This is a genomic window from Curvibacter sp. EU05-FHT14A10, assembly GCF_058791075.1.
The window spans coordinates 286,719-304,941 of record NZ_JBYTDE010000002.1 but is presented as its reverse complement, the minus strand read 5'-3'; the positions used below and the strand labels follow the sequence as shown (position 1 = coordinate 304,941).

The following is an 18,223-nucleotide window of genomic DNA, read 5'->3' as shown; positions in this document are numbered from 1 at the left end:
TGTCGGGTTGGGGGGATGAAGAAGGGCGCCAGCAGCCGGACACCGGCTCAGTGCGCCGCCCACTGGATGCTGGACAGGTCGACGCCGGCCTGCACCATGTCCCACAGCGGGCTCATGGCGCGCAGGCGCTCGACCACTTCGCTGACCTGGGCGATGGCAAAGTCGATCTCGGCCTCGGTGGTGAAACGCCCCAGCGAGAAGCGCACCGAGCTGTGGGCCAGCTCGTCGCTGCGGCCCATGGCACGCAGCACGTAACTGGGCTCCAGGCTGGCCGAGGTGCAGGCCGAGCCCGAGGACACGGCCAGGTTCTTCACCCCCATCAGCAGCGATTCGCCCTCCACGTAGTTGAAGCTCACGTTCAGGTACTGGGGGGCGCGCTGTTGCGGGTGGCCGTTGAGCACCACCGAGTCCATCTTTGACAGGCCGGCCCACAGGCGCTCGCGCAGGGCCTCGATGCGGGTGTTGTCGGCCGCCATGGTCTCGCGGGCCAGCCAGAAGGCCTCGCCCATGCCCACGATCTGGTGCGTGGGCAGCGTGCCTGAACGCATGCCGCGTTCGTGGCCGCCGCCATGCATCTGCGCATCGATGCGGATGCGGGGCTTGCGGCGCACATACAAGGCGCCAATGCCCTTGGGGCCGTAGATCTTGTGGGCCGACAGCGACATCAGGTCGATGGGCACCTGTTCCAGGTCGATGGGCACCTTGCCGGCGGCCTGCGCCGCGTCCACATGGAAGATCACGCCGCGGGCGCGGCACATGGCGCCCAGCGTGGCCACGTCCTGGATCACGCCGGTCTCGTTGTTCACGAACATCACCGAGGCCAACACCGTGTCGGGGCGCAGCGCGGCCTCGAACACGGCGGGGTCGACCAGCCCGCTGTCCAGCACCGGTAGCACCGTCACTTCATAACCCTCGCGCTCCAGGTCGCGCAGGCTGTCGAGCACGGCCTTGTGCTCGGTGGCCAGTGTCACCAGGTGGCGCCCGCGTCCCTTGTGGAAATGTGCGGCGCCCTTGAGGGCCAGGTTGTTGGATTCGGTGGCGCCCGAGGTCCAGACGATCTCGCGCGGATCGGCATTGATCAGCGAGCAGACCTGCTCACGGGCCAGCTCCACCGCCTCTTCGGCGGCCCAGCCGTAGGCATGCGAGCGGCTGGCCGGGTTGCCGAACAGATTCGTCAGGTAAGGCAGCATCCTGTTCAGCACCCTGCGGTCCACGGGTGTGGTGGCGGCGTAGTCGAGGTAGACCGGCTGGCCTTGGCCGGGCGGGGCTTTGTCTGCACGCGGATCGGTCATGTGGAGCTCCTGCTGTGTGAGTGGGTTGGCAGGCCTGTTTTGCAACTTCGGTGCCACGCGATTTCGTGTCGGCAAGCGTGCTTTTGCGACGTGGTTTGTCGTTTCTTTGTTGCCTCTTTGTTGTATTTGTGGGCGCGCCTTCCCTGGTCAGCCACAGGGCTTGTCGGGTTTGTCGCAATTGAACGGGGCGGGCGGCTGCGGTGGTTGCGGGCGCACGAATGTCGTGGCACGCCATGCCCCATGGACAGTGCTGGCGCAACCGGGTCTTTACACAGGTGTCAGTCTCGCGATAGGTATATTTTTTGCATCGCTGCATGCGGGTGGCGCTGCAAGCCCGGGCGCCACCCAAAGCTGGTGCAGGTGGTGTCTGAAATGGTGGCTGCCGCTGTCCCACAAGGACGCAGGCAGCGCAAACCCCGCGATGGCGCACGAGAACGAGGCCCTATGGTGAGCACACACGAATCTGAAGCCCGGCGAGAGCTGCACGCGATCTACGAGGTCAGCAAGACGCTGTCGACCTCGCTCGACATCGCCAAGACTTTTCGGGAAGCCCTCAACTACCTGCTGCACGCCTGCTCGTGGCGCCGCGCCTTTGTGCTGCTGGGCGAACCCGAGGGCCGCCTGCGGGGCCTGTGCTCGGTGGGGCTCACCCGCGAAGAGCAACAGCGCCTGCATTTTCAGTCGGGCGAAGGCATCGTGGGGCGGGTGTATGCCAGTGGCGTGCCGGCGGTGGTGCCCGACATCCGCAACGAGCCCCTGTTCCTGAACCGCACCGGCGGCGCCGATCAGTCGCTGGAGAGCTGCGTGGCCATGCTGGTCATGCCCATCCGAGCCGACCGGCGCACCATCGGCGTGGTGTCGGTCGACTGCCTCAACCCCGGGGCGCGTCGCGTGTTTTCCGAAGACCTGCACCTGCTCAAGATGGTGGCCACCATGATGGGTCAGGCTTTTCTGCTGCATCGCAGTGTGAGCGCCGCCCACGATTCGCTGCAAAACGAGGCGCGGCGCATGCACAAGGCCTTGAAGCCCGTGCAACTCAGCGACCAGGTGGTGGGCTCCTCGCCGCCCATGCTGGCCGTGTTCGCCCAGGTCGAACAGGTGGCCGCCGCCCGCACCACCGTGTTGCTGCGTGGCGAGAGCGGCACCGGCAAGGAGGTGATTGCGCGCGCCATCCACAACCTGTCGCCACGGCGCAACGAGGCTTTTGTCTGCGTCAACTGCGCCGCCCTGACCGAGTCGCTGCTGGAGAGCGAGCTGTTCGGCCATGAGAAGGGCGCCTTCACGGGCGCCCAGGGCCAGCGCAAGGGGCGCTTCGAGATGGCCCACGGCGGCACCTTGTTTCTGGACGAGATCGGGGACATCTCGGCCTCGTTCCAGGCCAAGCTGCTGCGTGTGCTGCAAGAGCGCGTGTTCGAGCGTGTGGGGGGGGCCTCGCAGGTGAAGGTGGATGTGCGCCTGATCCTGGCCACCAACCGCAACCTGGAGCGCATGGTGCAGGCCGGCGAGTTCCGCGCCGACCTGTACTACCGCATCAACGTCATCAGCATCCAGCTGCCGCCTTTGCGTGAGCGGCGTGGCGACATCCCGGCCATGGCCCAGCACTTTCTGGACCGCTTCAACCGCGAGAACGGGCGCCAGTCCCGCTTTGATGTGTCGGCCGTGCGCGTGCTGTCGAGCTGCTACTGGCCCGGCAATGTGCGCGAGCTGGAGAACTGCGTGGAGCGCACCGCCACCATGGCCGGCAATGGCGTGATCACTGACCTGGCCTTTCCGTGCCGCGAAAACCGCTGCCTGACCCAGGTGCTTCACCACATCGATCGCGAAGACGCCGTGCGCCCCGGCCGCCACGGGGTGATTCCGATCCATGAGGTGCCGCAGGGGCGTGCTGGCCAAGCTGCCGAGGCGGGCGCGGCGCTGCCAGCCCCTCCGTCGTTGCCGTCCGCAGCGGTGGATGCCATGCCCGATGCCGCCGGCCACGCCGATCCCGATCCCGCCGAAGACGATGCGCTGGACGCCGAAGACGATGCGCTGCCCAGCCTGGCGGCCGGCCTGCCCGCCCCGGCTAACGCCGACGGCAAGCCCGAGGGCGAGCGCGAACGCCTGATCTGGGCCATGGAGCGCTGCGGCTGGGTGCAGGCCAAGGCGGCGCGGCTGCTCAAGATCTCGCCGCGGCAGATGGGCTATGCCTTGCGCAAGCATGGCATTGAAGTGCGCAAGTTCTGAACGGGGCGGCCCTGGCTCCTTGTTCTGGCTTTGTAGCGCCCTTGTCGGCCCTGTGTGCGCTTTGTCGCAAGCCTGACAAGCGCACCGCTCTCCTGTCCGGGCTGTCGTGACACCGACACCCTACAAAGATGACAAGCTGTTGATTTAAAAGAAGTTTTTGGGTGGCATGGATTTGGCTAAAGAAGCCTGAGGCCGCCACTCCGGGTGGCCAGGAAGGATCTCCATGCAATCCGCTTCCCCCGCCAGCAGCACCCCACCCGCCGTCGCCTTTGTGGGCATTGGACAGATCAAGCGCCTGGGCGACCCCCTGGACATCCCAGCCCCCTCGGGGGGCTGCAGCACCGAAGGCGGCGAGGGCAAGGCCAGCTGCGGCTCGTCCGGCGGCCCCGACGACATGCCGCCCGAGATCTGGGAGAAGGTCAAGAACCACCCCTGCTACTCCGAAGAGGCGCATCACCACTACGCCCGCATGCACGTGGCGGTGGCCCCAGCCTGCAACATCCAGTGCAATTACTGCAATCGCAAGTACGACTGCAGCAACGAGTCGCGCCCCGGCGTGGTCAGCCAGAAGCTCACGCCCGAGCAGGCCGTGAAGAAGGTGGTCACCGTGGCCAGCGAAATCCCGCAGATGACCGTGCTGGGCATTGCCGGCCCGGGCGACTCGCTGGCCAACCCCAAGAAGACCTTCGACACTTTCCGCATGCTGCAGGAGCAGGCCCCCGACATCAAGCTGTGCCTGTCCACCAACGGCCTGGCGCTGCCGGACCTGGTCGATGAGATCTGCCGCTACAACATCGACCACGTCACCATCACCATCAACATGGTCGACCCCGAGGTGGGGGCCAAGATCTACCCCTGGATCTTCTGGGACCACCGCCGCATCACCGGCATCGAGGCTGCCCGCATCCTGCACGAACGCCAGATGCTGGGGTTGGAGATGCTGACTGCACGTGGCGTGCTCACCAAGATCAACTCGGTGCTGATCCCCGGGGTGAACGACGAGCACCTGATCGAGGTGAACCGCGAGGTCAAGAAGCGCGGCGCCTTTCTGCACAACATCATGCCCCTGATCTCCGAGGCCGAGCACGGCACGGTGTTTGGCCTGACCGGTCAGCGCGGCCCCACCGCGCAAGAGCTCAAGGCCGTGCAGGACGCCTGTGCCGGCGGTGCCAACCTGATGCGCCACTGCCGCCAATGCCGCGCCGATGCGGTGGGCCTGCTGGGCGAAGACCGCAGCGAAGAGTTCACCCAGGACAAGATCGACCAGATGGAGGTGGTGTACGACCTGGACCGTCGCCGCAGCTATCAGGAGCAGGTCGAGATCGAGCGCCAGGCCCAGCACCAGGCCAAGCAGATGGCCCTGGCCGGCGCCAGCGCGTTGCCGGTGGACGACCTGAAGCTGCTGGTGGCGGTGGCCACCCAGGGTGGGGGCCGGGTGAACGAGCATTTTGGCCACGTCACCGAGTTCCAGATCTACGAGGTCTCGGCCCAGCAGACCCTGTTTGTGGGCCACCGCCGGGTGGACCTGTACTGCCAGGGCGGCTATGGCGACGACGAGCAGTTGCCCTCGGTGGTGCGTGCCATCAACGACTGCCATGCCGTGCTGGTGTCCAAGATCGGCGCCTGCCCGCGCGATGAGCTGTCGGTGGCCGGCATCGAGCCGGTGGACGCCTACGCGGGCGAGTTCATCGAGAAGGCCGTGCTCGAGTGGTTCAACGACTACCGCAGCCGCGTGGCCAGCGGCGCCCTGTTGCACCAGCACCGCGGCGATGCGCAGATCCGCCAAGGGGCCTTCACCGGCGCGCAGCAGGCGGCCTGAAGCCAGCGAGCCTTGCCCTGGCATCACCCTGGCACCCTCTTTTTCAACCCCACTTTCACCCCAGCAAAGGAGCGCCATCATGGCTTTGAAGATCATCGGTTCCACCTGCACCGGCTGCTCGGCCTGCGAGCCTGAATGCCCCAACGTCGCGATCCGCGAAAAAGGCGGCACCTATGTCATCGACCCCAAGAAGTGCACCGAATGCGAAGGGCAGTTTGACTCGCCCCAGTGCGTGGCGGTGTGCCCCGTCGACGGCTGCATCGTGAAGGCCTGACATGCTGCCCAACCTTCAAATCACTGCCGCCGCCGACAAATTCATGCGGCGCATCGTCCGCTTCTCGGGCCTGCCCGAGGGCGCTGGCTTTCGGCTGTTGGTCAGCGAAGGCGGCTGCTCGGGCTACAACGCCGAGTTCAGCGCCGAGCCCGCCCCGCGTGAAGGCGAGCAGACCCTGGAACACCAGGGTCTCAAGATCTTCCTGCCGGCCGAAAGCCGCCTGCTGCTCGATGGCGTGACCATGGACTTTGCCGACACCCCGACCAAGTCCGGCCTCACCTTCGTCAACCCCAAGCAGTCGGCCTGTGCCTGCAGCAGCAGCGCCGAGGCTGCGCCCCCCGGCGTGGCGCGCATCGAGATCGGCTCGATCAGCCGCGGCCGCCCGGCCAGCCTGCTGTCCTGACGCAGGGCCCGCGCCATGAGCTTCGCCCCCCTGGCTTTCGACGAACAGGCGCTGGCGGCCTTTGCCGACAGCGTGGTGGGCGCCGGCCTGGGGCCCGAGGCCTTGGCCCTGATCGAACAGGCGGGCCAGTTGCGCGAGCAACCCGAGGCGGCCCTGCGCTGTCTGCAACAGGCCCGGTGCCTGGCGCCGCGTCACCCGGTGCCGGTGATTGCCGTGTACCGCTTCCATTTCTATGCGCATGAGCTGGCGCTGGCCCGTGCCGCCGGCGAAGACGCGCTGGCCCTGGCCCGCTACGCGCTGGGCCCTGATTTCGGTGACGAGCCACCCAGCGACGAGGCCACCCGCCACGACGCTGCGGTGCGTTTCTACCTGTTCACGCTCAAGGGCCTGGCCTACCTCAACCTGCGCCTGGGTGACTGGCCCCAGGCCTGGCTGATGCTGGGCGAGCTGCGCCGGCTGGACCCGCAAGACCGTGTCGGCGGCTCGCTGCTGTTGCAGGTGCTGGAGCGCCACGAGGCCGGCGAAGACCCCGACACCCCGCTGTGGCAGGAAGGTGATCCCGTACGCGGCTGGAGGCCCCGGTCATGAGCACACGCCCGGATGTCCACGCCCGCGATGCTGCCGAATCCGACATTCCTGCACGGCACTGGTCGGGTGCTGCACTGGACTGCAGCACCTGCGCGCAGCACGCTCTGCTGCAGCGGCCTCCGGGCCAGGGCTGCCAGCCCGGCCACGCCTGCCTGCACGATGCCTACGCCCGGCGCATCAGCCGCTTTCTGAGCTGGCACCCCGGGCTGGCCGATGCCCAGTTGCAGCACCCGTATTTCGAGGTGCGCGCGATCGCCGTGCGCCATGCCAGCGTGTTCCGCCTGCCGGCCTTGCTGCGCGACCCCGACGAAACCGTGCGCATGCAGGTGGTGCAAAGGCTGCCGATCGCTCAGTTGCTGGCCCACCTGCCCCTGCTGGCACAGGACCCGCACCGCGAGGTGCGCCTGCGTGTGGCCCAGCGACTCGACCCGGCGCGGCTGGGCCCGCTGGTGTGCGATCCCGACTATGGCGTGCGCGAATGCGTAGCGGCCCGCCTGCCCCTGCCCCTGCTGAGCACCCTGGCAAGCGACCCTGACAGGGCGGTGCGCCTGCGCGTGGCGCAGCGGCTCGAGATGCCTGCGCTGCTGGCCCTGGCCGACGACCCCGAAGGCGAGGTGCGGCGCGCTGTGGCCCAGCGCCTGCCCGCCGCCTTGCTGCCCACGTTGCTGGGTGACCCCGACTGGCGCGTGCGCTGGGAGGTGGCCCAGCGTGCCGTCCCCGCCGCCTTGGGCCCCTTGCTGCAAGACGACGACCCCGAGGTGCGTGCGGCTGCCCGCCAGCGCCTGCCCCTGGCCTCGGTCCCCCAGCCTGTCCCCTCCAAGCATCGGAGCAATGCCCATGGCTGACATCAATCGTGACGATGACCTGATCGAGATCGCCTCGCCCCCGCGCTTCGGCTTTGGCGAGCGGGTGGTGGCGCGTTCGGTGGTGCGCAACGACGGCACTTACAACGGCCTGGACATCGGCGCCGTGCTGGTGCAGCGCGGCGAGATCGGCTACGTCACCCAGATCAACACCTTTTTGCAGCAGTTCTACATCTATGCCGTCGATTTTGTCGACTCGGGCCATCGGGTCGGCATGCGGGCCAAGGAACTGTGCACCCTGGACCACCTGCCCGACGAGGTGTTGCAGCAACTGGGCGACAAGGCTCAGGCGCTGAACCACCTGGGCTTGCCACCCGCCCCCAAGGAGGACCTGCCATGACCGCCCCCCAACTGCCGATCGAAGCCCGCACCGCCGTGTATGCCTGGGGCCAGCGCGTGATCGCGCTGGACGACCTGGTCAACGATGGCAGCCACCCCGAGTGCGCCCCCGATGCCCTGCTGGCGCCACGCGGCAGCGTGGGCGAGGTGGTCAACATCGGCCATGCCGTCGAGCTCAACGAGCCTGTCTACCTGGTGCAGTTTGCCCAAGCCGTGGTTGGCTGCCTGGAGGTCGAGCTGGCCCCGGCCCCGGCTGGCCTGCTGCCCGAGACCGACGAGGTGCAGGCATGAACGGGCGTTGCGTGGGCGGCGCCCAGGTGCGCCCCCTGCGGCCGTTGCGGCAGACGCGCCAGATGCTGCGCGCCCTTCAGGCGCGCCGGCGTGAGATGCCCTCGGGCGTGGCTGCCCAGCCCGGCACCTCGGCAGACAGCCGCGTGATGGACCTGCTGATCCGGCAGGTGCAGCGCGTGCTGGGCGAGCGCAGCCGCTACCGCTACGTGAAGCCGCGGGTGCTGCGCGAAGGCGAGGGGGTGCGCATCGAAAGCCCCTGCTGCTCGCGCAACATCGACCGCAGCGGCGGCGTGATCGACATCGCCTTGCTGCAGCCCGGCACCTCGCGCGGGAGCCGGGGCTGGACCCTGTTTGCCCGCGACCACGCAGCCGGCTGCTGGGCTGCACAGGCCGAAGACGAGGCGCTGCAACCCCTGCTGGCGCTGCTGTGCCAGGACCCGCAGCGGGTCTTCTGGCCTTGAACGGTCCTGCCACCCCCGTCTGAATCCCCCATGATCTACCTCGACCACAACGCCACCACCGCGCCCAGCCACGCCGTGCTGCAGGCCATGGCGCAGGCCATGGCGCAGCACTGGGCCAATGCCTCGTCGCAACACGCGCCAGGGCAGGAGGCCCGCCGCTGCCTGGCCCAGGCGCGCCAGCAGTCGGCCCAGGCCCTGGGCTGCAAGCCGGCCGAGTTGGTGTTCACCAGTGGTGCGACCGAGTCCAACCAACTGGCCGTGCGCGGCCTGCTGGCCGGGGCGCCGCTGGGGCGCCGGCGCGTGCTGTTCAGCCAGGTGGAGCACAGCGCCCACTTGGCCCTGGCCCGCAGCCTGGTGGCGCAGGGGGTGTCGGTGGGCTGGCTGCCGGTGCGGCCCGACGGGGCGCTCGACCTGCGGGCCGCTGCCGAGCTGATCAACCCCGAGGTCGCCCTGGTGTCGCTCATGGCCGCCAACAACGAGACCGGCGTGCTGATGCCGCTGGCCGAGGTGGTCGCGCTGACGCGCCAGGCCGGTGCGCTGCTGCACACCGACGCCACGCAGTGGCTGGGCAAGCTGCCCTTCCGGTTTGACGACTGCGCGGCCGACGCGGTCAGCTTCTCGGCCCACAAGTTCCATGGCCCCAAGGGCGTGGGTGGCCTGCTGCTGCGCCAGGGCCTGGCCTTTCATTCGCCCGTGCCGGGCAGCCAGGAGCGCGGTCGCCGCGGGGGGACTGAGAACCTGCCCGCCATCGTCGGCCTGGCCACGGCCCTGAGCACATTGGGCGACGCGGGTGCGGTGAACGCAGAAGCCCGGCGCCAGGCCGCCCTGCGCGATGCACTGGAGCAGGGCCTGGCCCAGGCCTTGCCCGCGCTGCAGGTGTGGGGCCAGGGCCAGGCCCGGCTGCCGGGCACCAGCTATTGGCGTGTGGGCCAACTGGCGGCCGACACGGTGCTGCAGCGCCTGGCGCGTCTCGGTGTGGCGGCCTCATCGGGCGCGGCCTGCTCCTCAGGCGGCAGCCAGCCTTCGCATGTGTTGTCGGCCATGGGCGTGCCCCGAGAGCACGCGCTGGCGGCGGTGCGCCTGTCGCTGGGCCGTGACAGCACGGCCGACGATGTGAGCGCCGTGCTGCAAGGCCTGCCGCCCCTGCTGGCGCCGCTGCTGCACGAAGCCCAGGCCTGTCACTGAAGCTCACGACTGAGCCCCCTTTTTTCCAACCCCGAACCCAACGAGAGGCTCCCCATGAAAGTCATGATCCGAAAAGACAGCAAAGGCCAGCTCAGTGCCTACGTGCCCAAGAAGGACCTGGAGGAGCCCATCGTCTCGATGGTCGAGCCCGGCATGTGGGGGGGGCTGGTCACCCTGGGCAATGGCTGGCAGCTTGACTTGCCGGCCATGGCGCCCGACACGCCGTTGCCCATCACGGTCGAGGCCCGTCGCATCGCGGTCGCCGAGTGATCTTCAGCCGATCACCCGCCGAATCCGTCCTGATCCCTGCCACCCCAGGAGCCCCCCATGAGTCTGATGCCCGAACACCTGCACGAAGCCAGCCAGCTGGTGGGTGCCGCCTCCAGCCTGCGTGATGCCGCCGCGCTGTGGCGCGCCCACCACCCCGAGATCCGAGCCCTGGTGGTGGACGCCTTCGACATGCGCGACGAAGCCCCCACCCTGATCCTGGGCGCACGCCGCGTCTACCTGGCCGCCAGCGACGGCCATTGCTGGCAGGTCACGCAGGAGCCGGCCCAGGCCTCGGCGCTGATCCTGACCGAGGGCTGAGCATGCAGACCGACACCATCGCCCTGTTCGAGCCCGAGGCTGGCCCGCAGGAGAGCGCGCTGATCCAGGCCGTGCTCGATTCGGGCCGCTGGAGCGACGGCCCCATGCTGGAGGCCTTTGAGCAGGCCTTTGCCGGCTGGGTAGGCCGCGCCCATGCCGTGGGCGTGGCCAGCGGCACCCTGGGCACCTGGATGGCCCTGCGCGCCCTGGGCATCGGGCCCGGCGATGAGGTGGTGTGCGCGGCCCACACCTGGCACCAGGTGGCCCAGTCCATCACGCTGTGCGGTGCCACCCCGGTGTTCGCCGACATCGACTACTGGAGTGGCTGCCTGAGCGCCGACAAGGCCGCCCTGCGCATCGGCCCGCGCACCCGGGCCCTGCTGGCCGGCAACACGAACGGCCACCCGGCCGCCTGGGGGCCGCTGCGGGCCCTGGCCCAGGCCCACGGCCTGGCACTGATCGAAGACAGCACCGAGGCGCTGGGCTCGCGTTACGGCGGCCAGACCGTGGGCAGCTTTGGCGATCTGGCGGTGTTCGACTTCTCGTCCCCGTTGGCCCTGTGCACGGGCGAGGGCGGCATGGTGGTGACCGACGACGAGTCACTGGCCCACGAGCTGCGCTACCTGCGCCAGCGCCGCCTGAGCGACCGGCATTCGGTGTCGGTGGGCTCGCGTGTGCCCCTGCAGGCCGGCCTCAGCGAACTGAGCGCCGCCCTGGGCCTGGCCCAACTGGCCTCGCTGGACGAGCGCCTGCAGCAACGCAAGCAGGTCGAGGCCTGGTACCACGAGCAGATGCAAAGCTTTGAAGGCATCAAGCCCCCTTACCTGGGAGAGGACGTGGACGAGGTGCACTGGATGCTCTATGTGGTGCACCTGGGCAAGCGCTTCACCGCCAGCGCCCGCACCCAGATGATCGACGACCTGCGGGCCTGCGGCATCGAAAGTGCCGCCTACAGCCACCCTTTGCACCAGCAGTTCTTCTATATGAACGCCGGCGACACCATCGGCCGCAAGCGCGGTTTGCTGCCCGACACCGAGCGCATCGGCGACCGCGCCCTGGCCCTGCCGCTGCATGGCGGCCTGGGGCCGCAGCACATCCAGTACATCGTCAAGACCCTCAAGGACACCGCCACCAATGTCGGTGCCGGGGCCGCCATCTACCTGTGAAAGCCGCCCATGAACACACCTTTGATGGCCACCCTGGCCGAGCAATTTGACAAAGGCCTGATCGTGCCCTATCTCGGCCCGGGCATGCTGGCCCTGTGCCCCGAGGCCCCGGTGCCGGCCACGCCGCTGGCCCTGGCCGAGCTGATGACCTCGCAGGTCAGCGTGCCGCACAAGATCCGCAAGCGGCTGACTCAGGCGGCGCAGTTCATCGAAAACTTCAAGCACCGCAAATCGGTGGTGCACCTGATGAATCAGGCCTTTGCCGCGCCCACCAAGCCCTCGGCCCTGCACCTGGCCCTGGCCCGCAGCCATGCGGGCCTGCTGGTGGACGCCTGGTACGACGACACCCTGGCCACCGCACTGGCCCAGGTGCGGCCTGAGGGCGGCTGGCTGCAGCTGCAGGGCCTGTCGCAATCGGAGCATTTCGGCCACTGGACCGGTGCCTATGCCGCCAACGGCGAATTCCTGCCCCAGGCCCCGGGCGGCGCGCAGCCCATTCTCTACAAGCCCATCGGGGCCCATGCGCCGGCTGGCAACTACCTGGTGTCTGACAGCGACTATGTCGAGGTGCTGACCGAGATCGACATCCAGACCCCCATCCCGGCGGCTGTGCAGGCCTGGCGCAGCGGGCGGCATTTTCTGTTTCTGGGCTGCCGCTTCGACGACCAGCTCACGCGCAGCTTCGCGCGCCAGATCATGAAGCGCTCCAGCGCCCAGCACTGGGCCGTGCTGCCCGACGAACCCACGCGCATGGAGGCGCGCTTTCTGCAGGAGCAGGGCATCACCCGCATCGCCCAGCCGCTGGCCAGCTTTGCCGCCGGCCTGGTGGTGGCCCTGCAGGACACCGCCACCGCCTGAGCGCCTCGACCCCGGTTGCCCCGTCACCCATTTCCTCAACCAGAACCAGCCTTGAGCTGACTACCACCATGACCGCACTGACCGTCCTGCCCTCGGGCAAAACCTACGAAGCCACTGCCGGCAGCACCCTGCTGCAGGCCCTGCTTGCCGTTGGCGAGGTGATCGCCAGCAAATGCGATGGGCAGGCCAAATGTGGCGCCTGCCATGTGTTCATCCAGGAGGGGCGCAAGGGCCTGTCCAAGATCCAGAAGCTCGAAAACGAGAAGCTCGACGCCCTGGTGGGCGTCAGCTCCAAGTCGCGCCTGGCCTGCCAGGTGGTGCTGGGCACGGAGCCTGCCACCGTCGAGCTGCTCAGCTTCGTCTGAGGCGGCTGGTGAGCACCCCCGGCCCGGCCCAGCCGGGCCCCACCTCGCAGCCTTCGTCCACCCGGCGCGAGATCGATCTCTCGGGCCCTTCGCCCTGGGCCACCGGGGCCTTGCTGGGCCTGGTCGAGCAGGCTGCCCATGGCGTGCTGGTGCTGTGTGAAGGCCTGGCCCGCGATGAACTGCTGGGTTCGCGTCTGACGCGGGCCGAAGTGCTCAGGCACCTGCTCACACTGGCCGTGTCCGCCACTCAGCTGGATGCCGCGGTGCAGGCCGTCATGCCCGAGTTGGATTGGGCCGGCTGGGCCGCCCTGGCCCCGCGCCTGCGCGCTCCCGCCGGCCCCGAATTGGACGAGGCGCTGTGGTTCGCTGTCGAGTCGCTGGTGCCCGCCACCTTGCTGTGGCTGCGCTTTTACCGCCAACAACAGCCGCGGTGGTTTCGCATCGGGCTGTGAGGGCAACGCTCGGTGGGAGGGTGACTCAGAGGGGGACCCGCGAACCTGTGCTTGTTTTGACGGGCCATGCCTGGGTCCCCAAATCTTCCTCAGCCTCTGCAAGAGAACCACAGGCACAGTTGGCTGGGCAATTACTGGGTCGGACGCGAGGGGGCTTGAGCGGCCTTTTCCGTTTGGGCCGATCCCTGCCCAACGGATTCTGAAACCAAGGCTGCGGTGGTGGTGGCAGACCGACCGTCGATGCTGGATTTCACAACCCATGAGACGGCGCCAGCTGTTGCCAAGCCAATGGCGATCATTGTCGACACAATCCAGCGTAGATTGACGGATGACTCTTTGTGCATCTCAGTGCGCAGGCGCCCCACATTCAGGCCTGCTTCACCCACTGCCTTGTTGATGTCTGAACGCAGTGTCTGAAAGGTTTCACCCTGGTGGGCGATCATGACTTTGATCTCGGCACGGAATTCGGCTTCCGCCTGCTTGGCAGCCAGCAAGTCTTTATCGACCTGCAGCCGAGCGTTTTGGAACTGAAGGGCAATCTCTTCGCGAGAATGGGATGTCATGGTCTCACCAGTATAGGGGCCAGCTTGCTTTTGTACTTCACCCAGTGGCATGCGGATTTCAGTGAAATCTATCGCTGTTTCGTCAAAGCCCTGCTCAAGTTGCCGGACATGGGGGGGCAAGCTGGTCGCCGACGAATAGACCAGATGAACGGATCCTTCGGGGCCCACACCAAACGCAGAGTCAAACTGAATTTTTTCAGTGGGCTTGATCTGCGAATGGGACGTAGCCATCTGCAAAAACCGCTGAAAGCTGGGGTCGAAGGTCACCTCAACCGTTGCCGGCATGGGGCTGGCCCTTCGCGGTACCCGCTGGCACGGCTGTGGCTGCCCTGGGTTCCAGGGATTCCACAGTCTTCACCATGTGTTCAAAAAAACTCTTCGACATCTGAACAGTCGTTCGGATCAGCTTCTGTTCTCTCGCACTGTGGCGCTCTCCTGAGATCACAGGCACAAGCATCGAGTCGATGAAGGTCAGGAGGTACAGGACCTCGCCCGTTGAGGTAACGCCTCTCGTGACCGAATATTGGCTGGGTTGGTGCACCACGTAGTCGTCAGCAAATTCGGGGTCGCTCGTGTGGGGATCCGTTGTTGTTCGCATGCTGCCTCCTTCTGCGTACTTTTGGTTTCATGGCCTGATGTACCCCTTGACGGCTCAATCTCTCTGAGTACGGCACACCATCCCTCTTCACCAGCACCGGCGGCGCACTTTCGGTGAGAGGAACCGGGAGCAGGCCCAGCCAGGTGGTCAACTGGGTCATGACCTCATCCCTACCTGGCTCTGAAGAGCTGGTCTGGCTGGGCCGCCCGTTTCTGTGGAGTAGAGGAAGCCGTATCAGGCCTGATTTGGCAAGCGCCATTCTTGCAGCTGACCGGGCCTCTATCCGTTACCAAGTTTTGCTGAGTGATGCTTGAACCATCGCTGTTGAACGGGGCTTGAAGGAAGGCGGAACCCAACGTCGGGCGACGGCAGGCATGGCCTGCCTCGGAATCAGGGAGCGTTCAATGTCTCAAACACTTACCTCAGCCCAGCTTGCCGCGCTCGGCCTTCGAGAAGTTGCTCAGATGACCTTCGCGAGCGGCCTGGCGGCGTGCCGAGGCGATGATGGCCTTGCTCTGGCCTGGTGGCACCGGGGCGCTGATCTGGCGCTCCAGGCTGCTGCTGCCACATTGGGGGCAGGTGGGGGCGCTGCCGGCACGCACCAGGGCTTCAAAGCGGTGGCCGCAGGCCGGGCAGTGGTAGTCATAAAGAGGCATGGCAGGGGTCCTTGCGTGGTGGGGGCATCAGGCGGCGAGCGGCGGCGGGCTGGCGCAGCGGCCAGGCTCTAGGCCCGGTGGTGGGGGCGAATCGGTGTGAGAAGGCGCATGGGCATGGGCACAGCCCTCCAGCCCGGTGGGGCCAGACAGCGTGGCGAGACTGGGGCCCAGGCCCACCCAGGCGTGCACGGCCTCGGTCACAAAGCCCAGGTGATGCTGGGTGCCGCACTGCATCAATGGGCGGCGTATCAGCAGGGGTTCTGCCAGCAGGCAGGCCAGGGCCTCGTCGCCGTTCAGGGTGTCGGGGTCGAGCAGGCCCTGGCGGATGCGGGGCGCCGCGCGGTTGAACCAGTCGGGCACGGGCTGGCCGTGCAGAAAGGGCAGCAAGGTGTCGGGGGTCCAGGCGGTGCGCAGCAGGTCGCGCACCTCCAGGGTATGGCCCGCAGCGCGCAGTGCGGCCTTCTGCCGGGCGTTGCCACCGCAGCCGGGCTTTTCGTAGAAGACGATGTGGCTCATGCGGGCTCCTCCGGGGGCAGGGGGTGGGCTTGCGCCCAGGCCGCGTGGCCGCCCACCAGGTCACACACGTCCACATAGCCGAAGTCGGCAAACATCTGGGCCCAGGTCTGGCTGGCGTGGCCGTGATGGCAGTAGATCAGGATGGGGCGCTTGCGATCGGTCTGCAGCAGCAGCGCGTCCTGGTTGTGCGGGCCCAGGCGCACCGAGCCGGCCCAGCCATCGCGCTGATGGCTGCCCGGGTCGCGTGCATCCAGCACCAGGGCGTGGGGCCGGCTGGCGCACCAGCGCTCCAGCTCGGCCAGCGTGAGCCGGCGGAAGAGGCGGGGGCCGCGCATGGCGCCGTCGCTCAGACCGGGCGGTTTTCGTTGGGGTTGCGCACCGGCCCCATCAGGCTCAGGCCTTCGGCGTAGGTGATGGTGTCAAAGGTCACGTCGTACTTGAGCGCCGCATCGGCCACGGCATCGAGCTTGCCGGCCGTGTCTTTCTTCTTGAGCTCGCTCTTCTCCAGGTACAGCAGGTCGAGCAGTTCGTTGTAGACGGTCGACTCGTCGATGGGCAGCACATAGAACAGCGCGCCGCGGTAGGGCACCTGGTACTTTTTCGACAGGTCGATGTTGTTGCAGAACAAAAAGTACTTGCCGCCGGCGCTCAGGCTGTCGCCCAGCACCTCGGCCACGTCTTTCAGGTGCTCGAAGCTCAGCAGGTAGCCGGCGAAGAAAGGCAGGTGGGCCTCCCCCACCTGGGCGACGGCCATCACCTGGTCGCAGGTCAGTTCGGGGGGGCGGGCCTCGTCGGCCAGCTTGGCGGCAAAGCGCAGCGCCAGCTCGCCCCGGAAGCCGACCCGACCGGGCTTGGCCGTGGGCGCCTTGAGCACGGGGTTCAGCAGTCGGCCATCGGCATCGAGCGGGCCCAGGGCCGTGTCTTCAATGGGTTTGCGCACCAGGGTTTCAGTCATGGTCAGTCCTTGGAAGGGTGGAGGAAACAGGGGGGCCGGCCGCGCGGTTGCGCAGGTGGTCGGCGGTCTTTGAAAAGGCCTGCATCAGCGCGTGGCGCAGGCCTGGGGGCACCTCGATGGCGAACAGGGCGGCCTGCATGCAATGCAGCCAGGCATCGCGCTCGGCGTCGCCAATGGCAAAGGGCTGGTGGCGCATGCGCAGGCGGGGGTGGCCGCGCTGCGCGCTGTAGTCACGCGGGCCACCCAGCCATTCACACAGATAGCTCACCAGCACGGCCTTCACCGGGCCCAGGTCAGCAGGGTGCATGACGCGAATCGCCTGCGCCTCGGGGCGCTGGTCCATCTGCGCATAGAAGGCCTCGACCAGGGCCTGTACCCGGGTCAGGCCACCCAGTTGCTCATAGTGCGACACCTGGGGTGACACGGGCGCGGCCACGGGCACCGATGCCGTCATCAGGTCGGTGGGGGCCGTGGGTTGGGGCTGCGTGCTCATGCCCCTCTTTCTGCAATGACCGTACCAGGCCAGGCGCGCACGCAGGCGGCCACCAAACGCGACAAAACAGCCCCTGCGGGGCGCCCGCATCCGCGGGGCGGGGCTGGCCGGGACCGGTTTGTCGCAAACGGAACAAAGCGCTGCAGCCGGCCGGACAAAGCGCCCGCCAAGGCTGTCGCAAGCCGACATGTTGGCGTCGTTTTGTCGCAAACAGCGCGCTGATCGGGCCGAAACACGGTGATTTCGGCATGGCACAGAAGGTGCAAAGAACCAGTGCGCGGACACAAGTCCGGCCCAACGTGACCCGATAGAAGAAGACCAACAGGCACGCCAGGCTGACATGGTCGCGAGTTCGCTACCTTGGTTCTCAACCCTTCCTGAATGGAGTACTGCAATGGCTAAACTTCGGCAAATCGCCTTCTACGGCAAAGGCGGCATCGGCAAATCCACCACCTCCCAGAACACGCTGGCCGCGCTGACCGAACTCGGTCAGAAGATCCTCATCGTCGGCTGCGATCCCAAGGCCGACTCGACCCGCCTGATCCTGCACGCCAAGGCCCAGGACACCATCCTGTCGCTGGCCGCCGAAGCCGGCTCGGTGGAGGACCTGGAGCTTGAGGACGTGATGAAGATCGGCTACAAGGACATCCGTTGCGTCGAATCCGGCGGCCCGGAGCCCGGAGTGGGCTGCGCCGGCCGCGGCGTGATCACCTCGATCAACTTCCTTGAAGAAAACGGCGCCTACGACGGTGTCGACTACGTCTCTTACGACGTGCTGGGCGACGTGGTGTGCGGCGGCTTCGCCATGCCCATCCGCGAAAACAAGGCGCAAGAGATCTACATCGTCATGTCGGGCGAGATGATGGCCATGTACGCGGCCAACAACATCTCCAAGGGCATCTTGAAGTACGCCAATTCGGGCGGCGTGCGCCTGGGTGGCCTGGTGTGCAACGAGCGCCAGACGGACAAGGAACTGGAGCTGGCCGAATCGCTGGCCAAGATGCTGGGCTCGCGCCTGATCCACTTCGTGCCGCGCGACAACATCGTGCAGCACGCCGAGCTGCGCCGCATGACCGTGATCGAGTACGCCCCGGACTCCAAGCAGGCCGAAGAGTACCGCCAGCTGGCCACCAAGGTGCACAACAACGCCGGCAACGGCACCATCCCCACCCCCATCACCATGGACCAGCTGGAAGACCTGCTGATGGAGCACGGGATCATGAAGCAGATCGACGAGTCGCAAGTCGGCAAGTCGGCCGTGGCCGCCTGAAGGGC

General features: G+C 67.3%; 24 protein-coding genes. 17 read left to right on the top strand and 7 right to left on the bottom strand.

The genetic code is table 11. The annotated features are described in order from the left end of the window. Positions 1–47: 47 nt before the first annotated feature. Positions 48–1,292: an IscS subfamily cysteine desulfurase gene (locus AC3WUT_RS04545; protein WP_492345884.1), complete on the bottom strand. Its 1,245-nt coding sequence runs from the start codon at positions 1,290–1,292 to the stop codon at positions 48–50. Between the two features lie 444 nt (positions 1,293–1,736). Between AC3WUT_RS04545 and nifA the strand changes: the two genes are divergently transcribed. From nifA to AC3WUT_RS04465, 16 genes are all read left to right on the top strand, one after another. Next, positions 1,737–3,515 (top strand): nif-specific transcriptional activator NifA, encoded by a 1,779-nt coding sequence (gene nifA / locus AC3WUT_RS04540; protein WP_492345883.1) that lies wholly within the window; start codon positions 1,737–1,739, stop codon positions 3,513–3,515. A 223-nt stretch (positions 3,516–3,738) separates the two neighbouring features. Next, complete coding sequence (nifB, locus tag AC3WUT_RS04535; protein WP_492345882.1) at positions 3,739–5,334, top strand: nitrogenase cofactor biosynthesis protein NifB; 1,596 nt, start codon at positions 3,739–3,741, stop codon at positions 5,332–5,334. 79 nt (positions 5,335–5,413) lie between these two features. Beyond that, positions 5,414–5,608, top strand: coding sequence for a 4Fe-4S binding protein (locus tag AC3WUT_RS04530; RefSeq protein WP_019572750.1), 195 nt, complete (start codon positions 5,414–5,416; stop codon positions 5,606–5,608). Between the two features lies 1 nt (position 5,609). Beyond that, the gene (locus AC3WUT_RS04525; protein WP_492345881.1) at positions 5,610–6,011 is read left to right on the top strand and encodes a HesB/IscA family protein; all 402 of its coding nucleotides are present in this window, start codon (positions 5,610–5,612) and stop codon (positions 6,009–6,011) included. A 15-nt stretch (positions 6,012–6,026) separates the two neighbouring features. Next, positions 6,027–6,599: a hypothetical protein gene (locus tag AC3WUT_RS04520; RefSeq protein WP_492345880.1), complete on the top strand. Its 573-nt coding sequence runs from the start codon at positions 6,027–6,029 to the stop codon at positions 6,597–6,599. After that, positions 6,596–7,444 carry a 4Fe4S-binding leucine-rich repeat protein gene (locus AC3WUT_RS04515; protein WP_492345879.1) on the top strand — a complete coding sequence of 283 codons (849 nt, stop codon included), beginning with the start codon at positions 6,596–6,598 and terminating at the stop codon, positions 7,442–7,444. The genes AC3WUT_RS04520 and AC3WUT_RS04515 overlap by 4 nt, the downstream gene beginning before the upstream one ends. Beyond that, on the top strand, positions 7,437–7,802 hold the full coding sequence (locus AC3WUT_RS04510; RefSeq protein ID WP_019572754.1) for a nitrogen fixation protein NifZ: 366 nt from the start codon (positions 7,437–7,439) through the stop codon (positions 7,800–7,802). Before AC3WUT_RS04515 ends, AC3WUT_RS04510 begins: the two co-directional genes overlap by 8 nt. Further along, positions 7,799–8,092 (top strand): nitrogen fixation protein NifZ, encoded by a 294-nt coding sequence (locus AC3WUT_RS04505; RefSeq protein ID WP_492345878.1) that lies wholly within the window; start codon positions 7,799–7,801, stop codon positions 8,090–8,092. Before AC3WUT_RS04510 ends, AC3WUT_RS04505 begins: the two co-directional genes overlap by 4 nt. After that, positions 8,089–8,553, top strand: a complete 465-nt coding sequence (locus AC3WUT_RS04500) for a DUF3024 domain-containing protein (RefSeq protein WP_492345877.1) — start codon at positions 8,089–8,091, stop codon at positions 8,551–8,553. The genes AC3WUT_RS04505 and AC3WUT_RS04500 overlap by 4 nt, the downstream gene beginning before the upstream one ends. A 30-nt stretch (positions 8,554–8,583) precedes the next feature. Beyond that, positions 8,584–9,738, top strand: coding sequence for a cysteine desulfurase family protein (locus tag AC3WUT_RS04495; RefSeq protein ID WP_492345876.1), 1,155 nt, complete (start codon positions 8,584–8,586; stop codon positions 9,736–9,738). Positions 9,739–9,792: 54 nt separating this feature from the next. Next, positions 9,793–10,008, top strand: coding sequence for a putative nitrogen fixation protein NifT (nifT, locus tag AC3WUT_RS04490; protein ID WP_492345875.1), 216 nt, complete (start codon positions 9,793–9,795; stop codon positions 10,006–10,008). A 57-nt stretch (positions 10,009–10,065) separates the two neighbouring features. Beyond that, positions 10,066–10,326 (top strand): hypothetical protein, encoded by a 261-nt coding sequence (locus tag AC3WUT_RS04485; RefSeq protein WP_492345874.1) that lies wholly within the window; start codon positions 10,066–10,068, stop codon positions 10,324–10,326. A gap of 2 nt (positions 10,327–10,328) precedes the next feature. After that, positions 10,329–11,492, top strand: coding sequence for a DegT/DnrJ/EryC1/StrS family aminotransferase (locus tag AC3WUT_RS04480; RefSeq protein ID WP_492345873.1), 1,164 nt, complete (start codon positions 10,329–10,331; stop codon positions 11,490–11,492). Positions 11,493–11,501: 9 nt separating this feature from the next. After that, entirely contained in the window at positions 11,502–12,350 is an 849-nt protein-coding gene (locus AC3WUT_RS04475; protein WP_492345872.1) for an SIR2 family NAD-dependent protein deacylase, read from the top strand. A 68-nt stretch (positions 12,351–12,418) separates the two neighbouring features. Next, positions 12,419–12,715, top strand: a complete 297-nt coding sequence (locus tag AC3WUT_RS04470; protein ID WP_019572762.1) for a 2Fe-2S iron-sulfur cluster-binding protein — start codon at positions 12,419–12,421, stop codon at positions 12,713–12,715. Positions 12,716–12,723: 8 nt separating this feature from the next. Then, positions 12,724–13,167: a hypothetical protein gene (locus AC3WUT_RS04465; protein WP_492345871.1), complete on the top strand. Its 444-nt coding sequence runs from the start codon at positions 12,724–12,726 to the stop codon at positions 13,165–13,167. A 131-nt stretch (positions 13,168–13,298) separates the two neighbouring features. Here AC3WUT_RS04465 and AC3WUT_RS04460 read toward each other — a convergent pair whose 3' ends face one another. The 6 genes from AC3WUT_RS04460 to AC3WUT_RS04435 form a co-directional block, all read right to left on the bottom strand. Further along, complete coding sequence (locus AC3WUT_RS04460) at positions 13,299–14,015, bottom strand: hypothetical protein (protein WP_492345870.1); 717 nt, start codon at positions 14,013–14,015, stop codon at positions 13,299–13,301. A gap of 735 nt (positions 14,016–14,750) precedes the next feature. Then, entirely contained in the window at positions 14,751–14,984 is a 234-nt protein-coding gene (locus tag AC3WUT_RS04455; RefSeq protein ID WP_492345869.1) for an FmdB family zinc ribbon protein, read from the bottom strand. 27 nt (positions 14,985–15,011) lie between these two features. After that, complete coding sequence (locus AC3WUT_RS04450; RefSeq protein WP_492345868.1) at positions 15,012–15,500, bottom strand: ArsC/Spx/MgsR family protein; 489 nt, start codon at positions 15,498–15,500, stop codon at positions 15,012–15,014. Then, positions 15,497–15,835, bottom strand: a complete 339-nt coding sequence (locus tag AC3WUT_RS04445) for a thiosulfate sulfurtransferase GlpE (protein ID WP_019572768.1) — start codon at positions 15,833–15,835, stop codon at positions 15,497–15,499. Before AC3WUT_RS04445 ends, AC3WUT_RS04450 begins: the two co-directional genes overlap by 4 nt. 11 nt (positions 15,836–15,846) lie before the next feature. Next, on the bottom strand, positions 15,847–16,455 hold the full coding sequence (locus AC3WUT_RS04440) for a hypothetical protein (RefSeq protein ID WP_019572769.1): 609 nt from the start codon (positions 16,453–16,455) through the stop codon (positions 15,847–15,849). Next, positions 16,448–16,948 carry a group II truncated hemoglobin gene (locus AC3WUT_RS04435; protein WP_492345867.1) on the bottom strand — a complete coding sequence of 167 codons (501 nt, stop codon included), beginning with the start codon at positions 16,946–16,948 and terminating at the stop codon, positions 16,448–16,450. Before AC3WUT_RS04435 ends, AC3WUT_RS04440 begins: the two co-directional genes overlap by 8 nt. 394 nt (positions 16,949–17,342) lie before the next feature. On the opposite strand from AC3WUT_RS04435, the gene nifH reads away from it, so the two are divergent. Continuing rightward, on the top strand, positions 17,343–18,218 hold the full coding sequence (nifH, locus tag AC3WUT_RS04430) for a nitrogenase iron protein (RefSeq protein ID WP_492345866.1): 876 nt from the start codon (positions 17,343–17,345) through the stop codon (positions 18,216–18,218). Positions 18,219–18,223 lie beyond the last annotated feature (5 nt).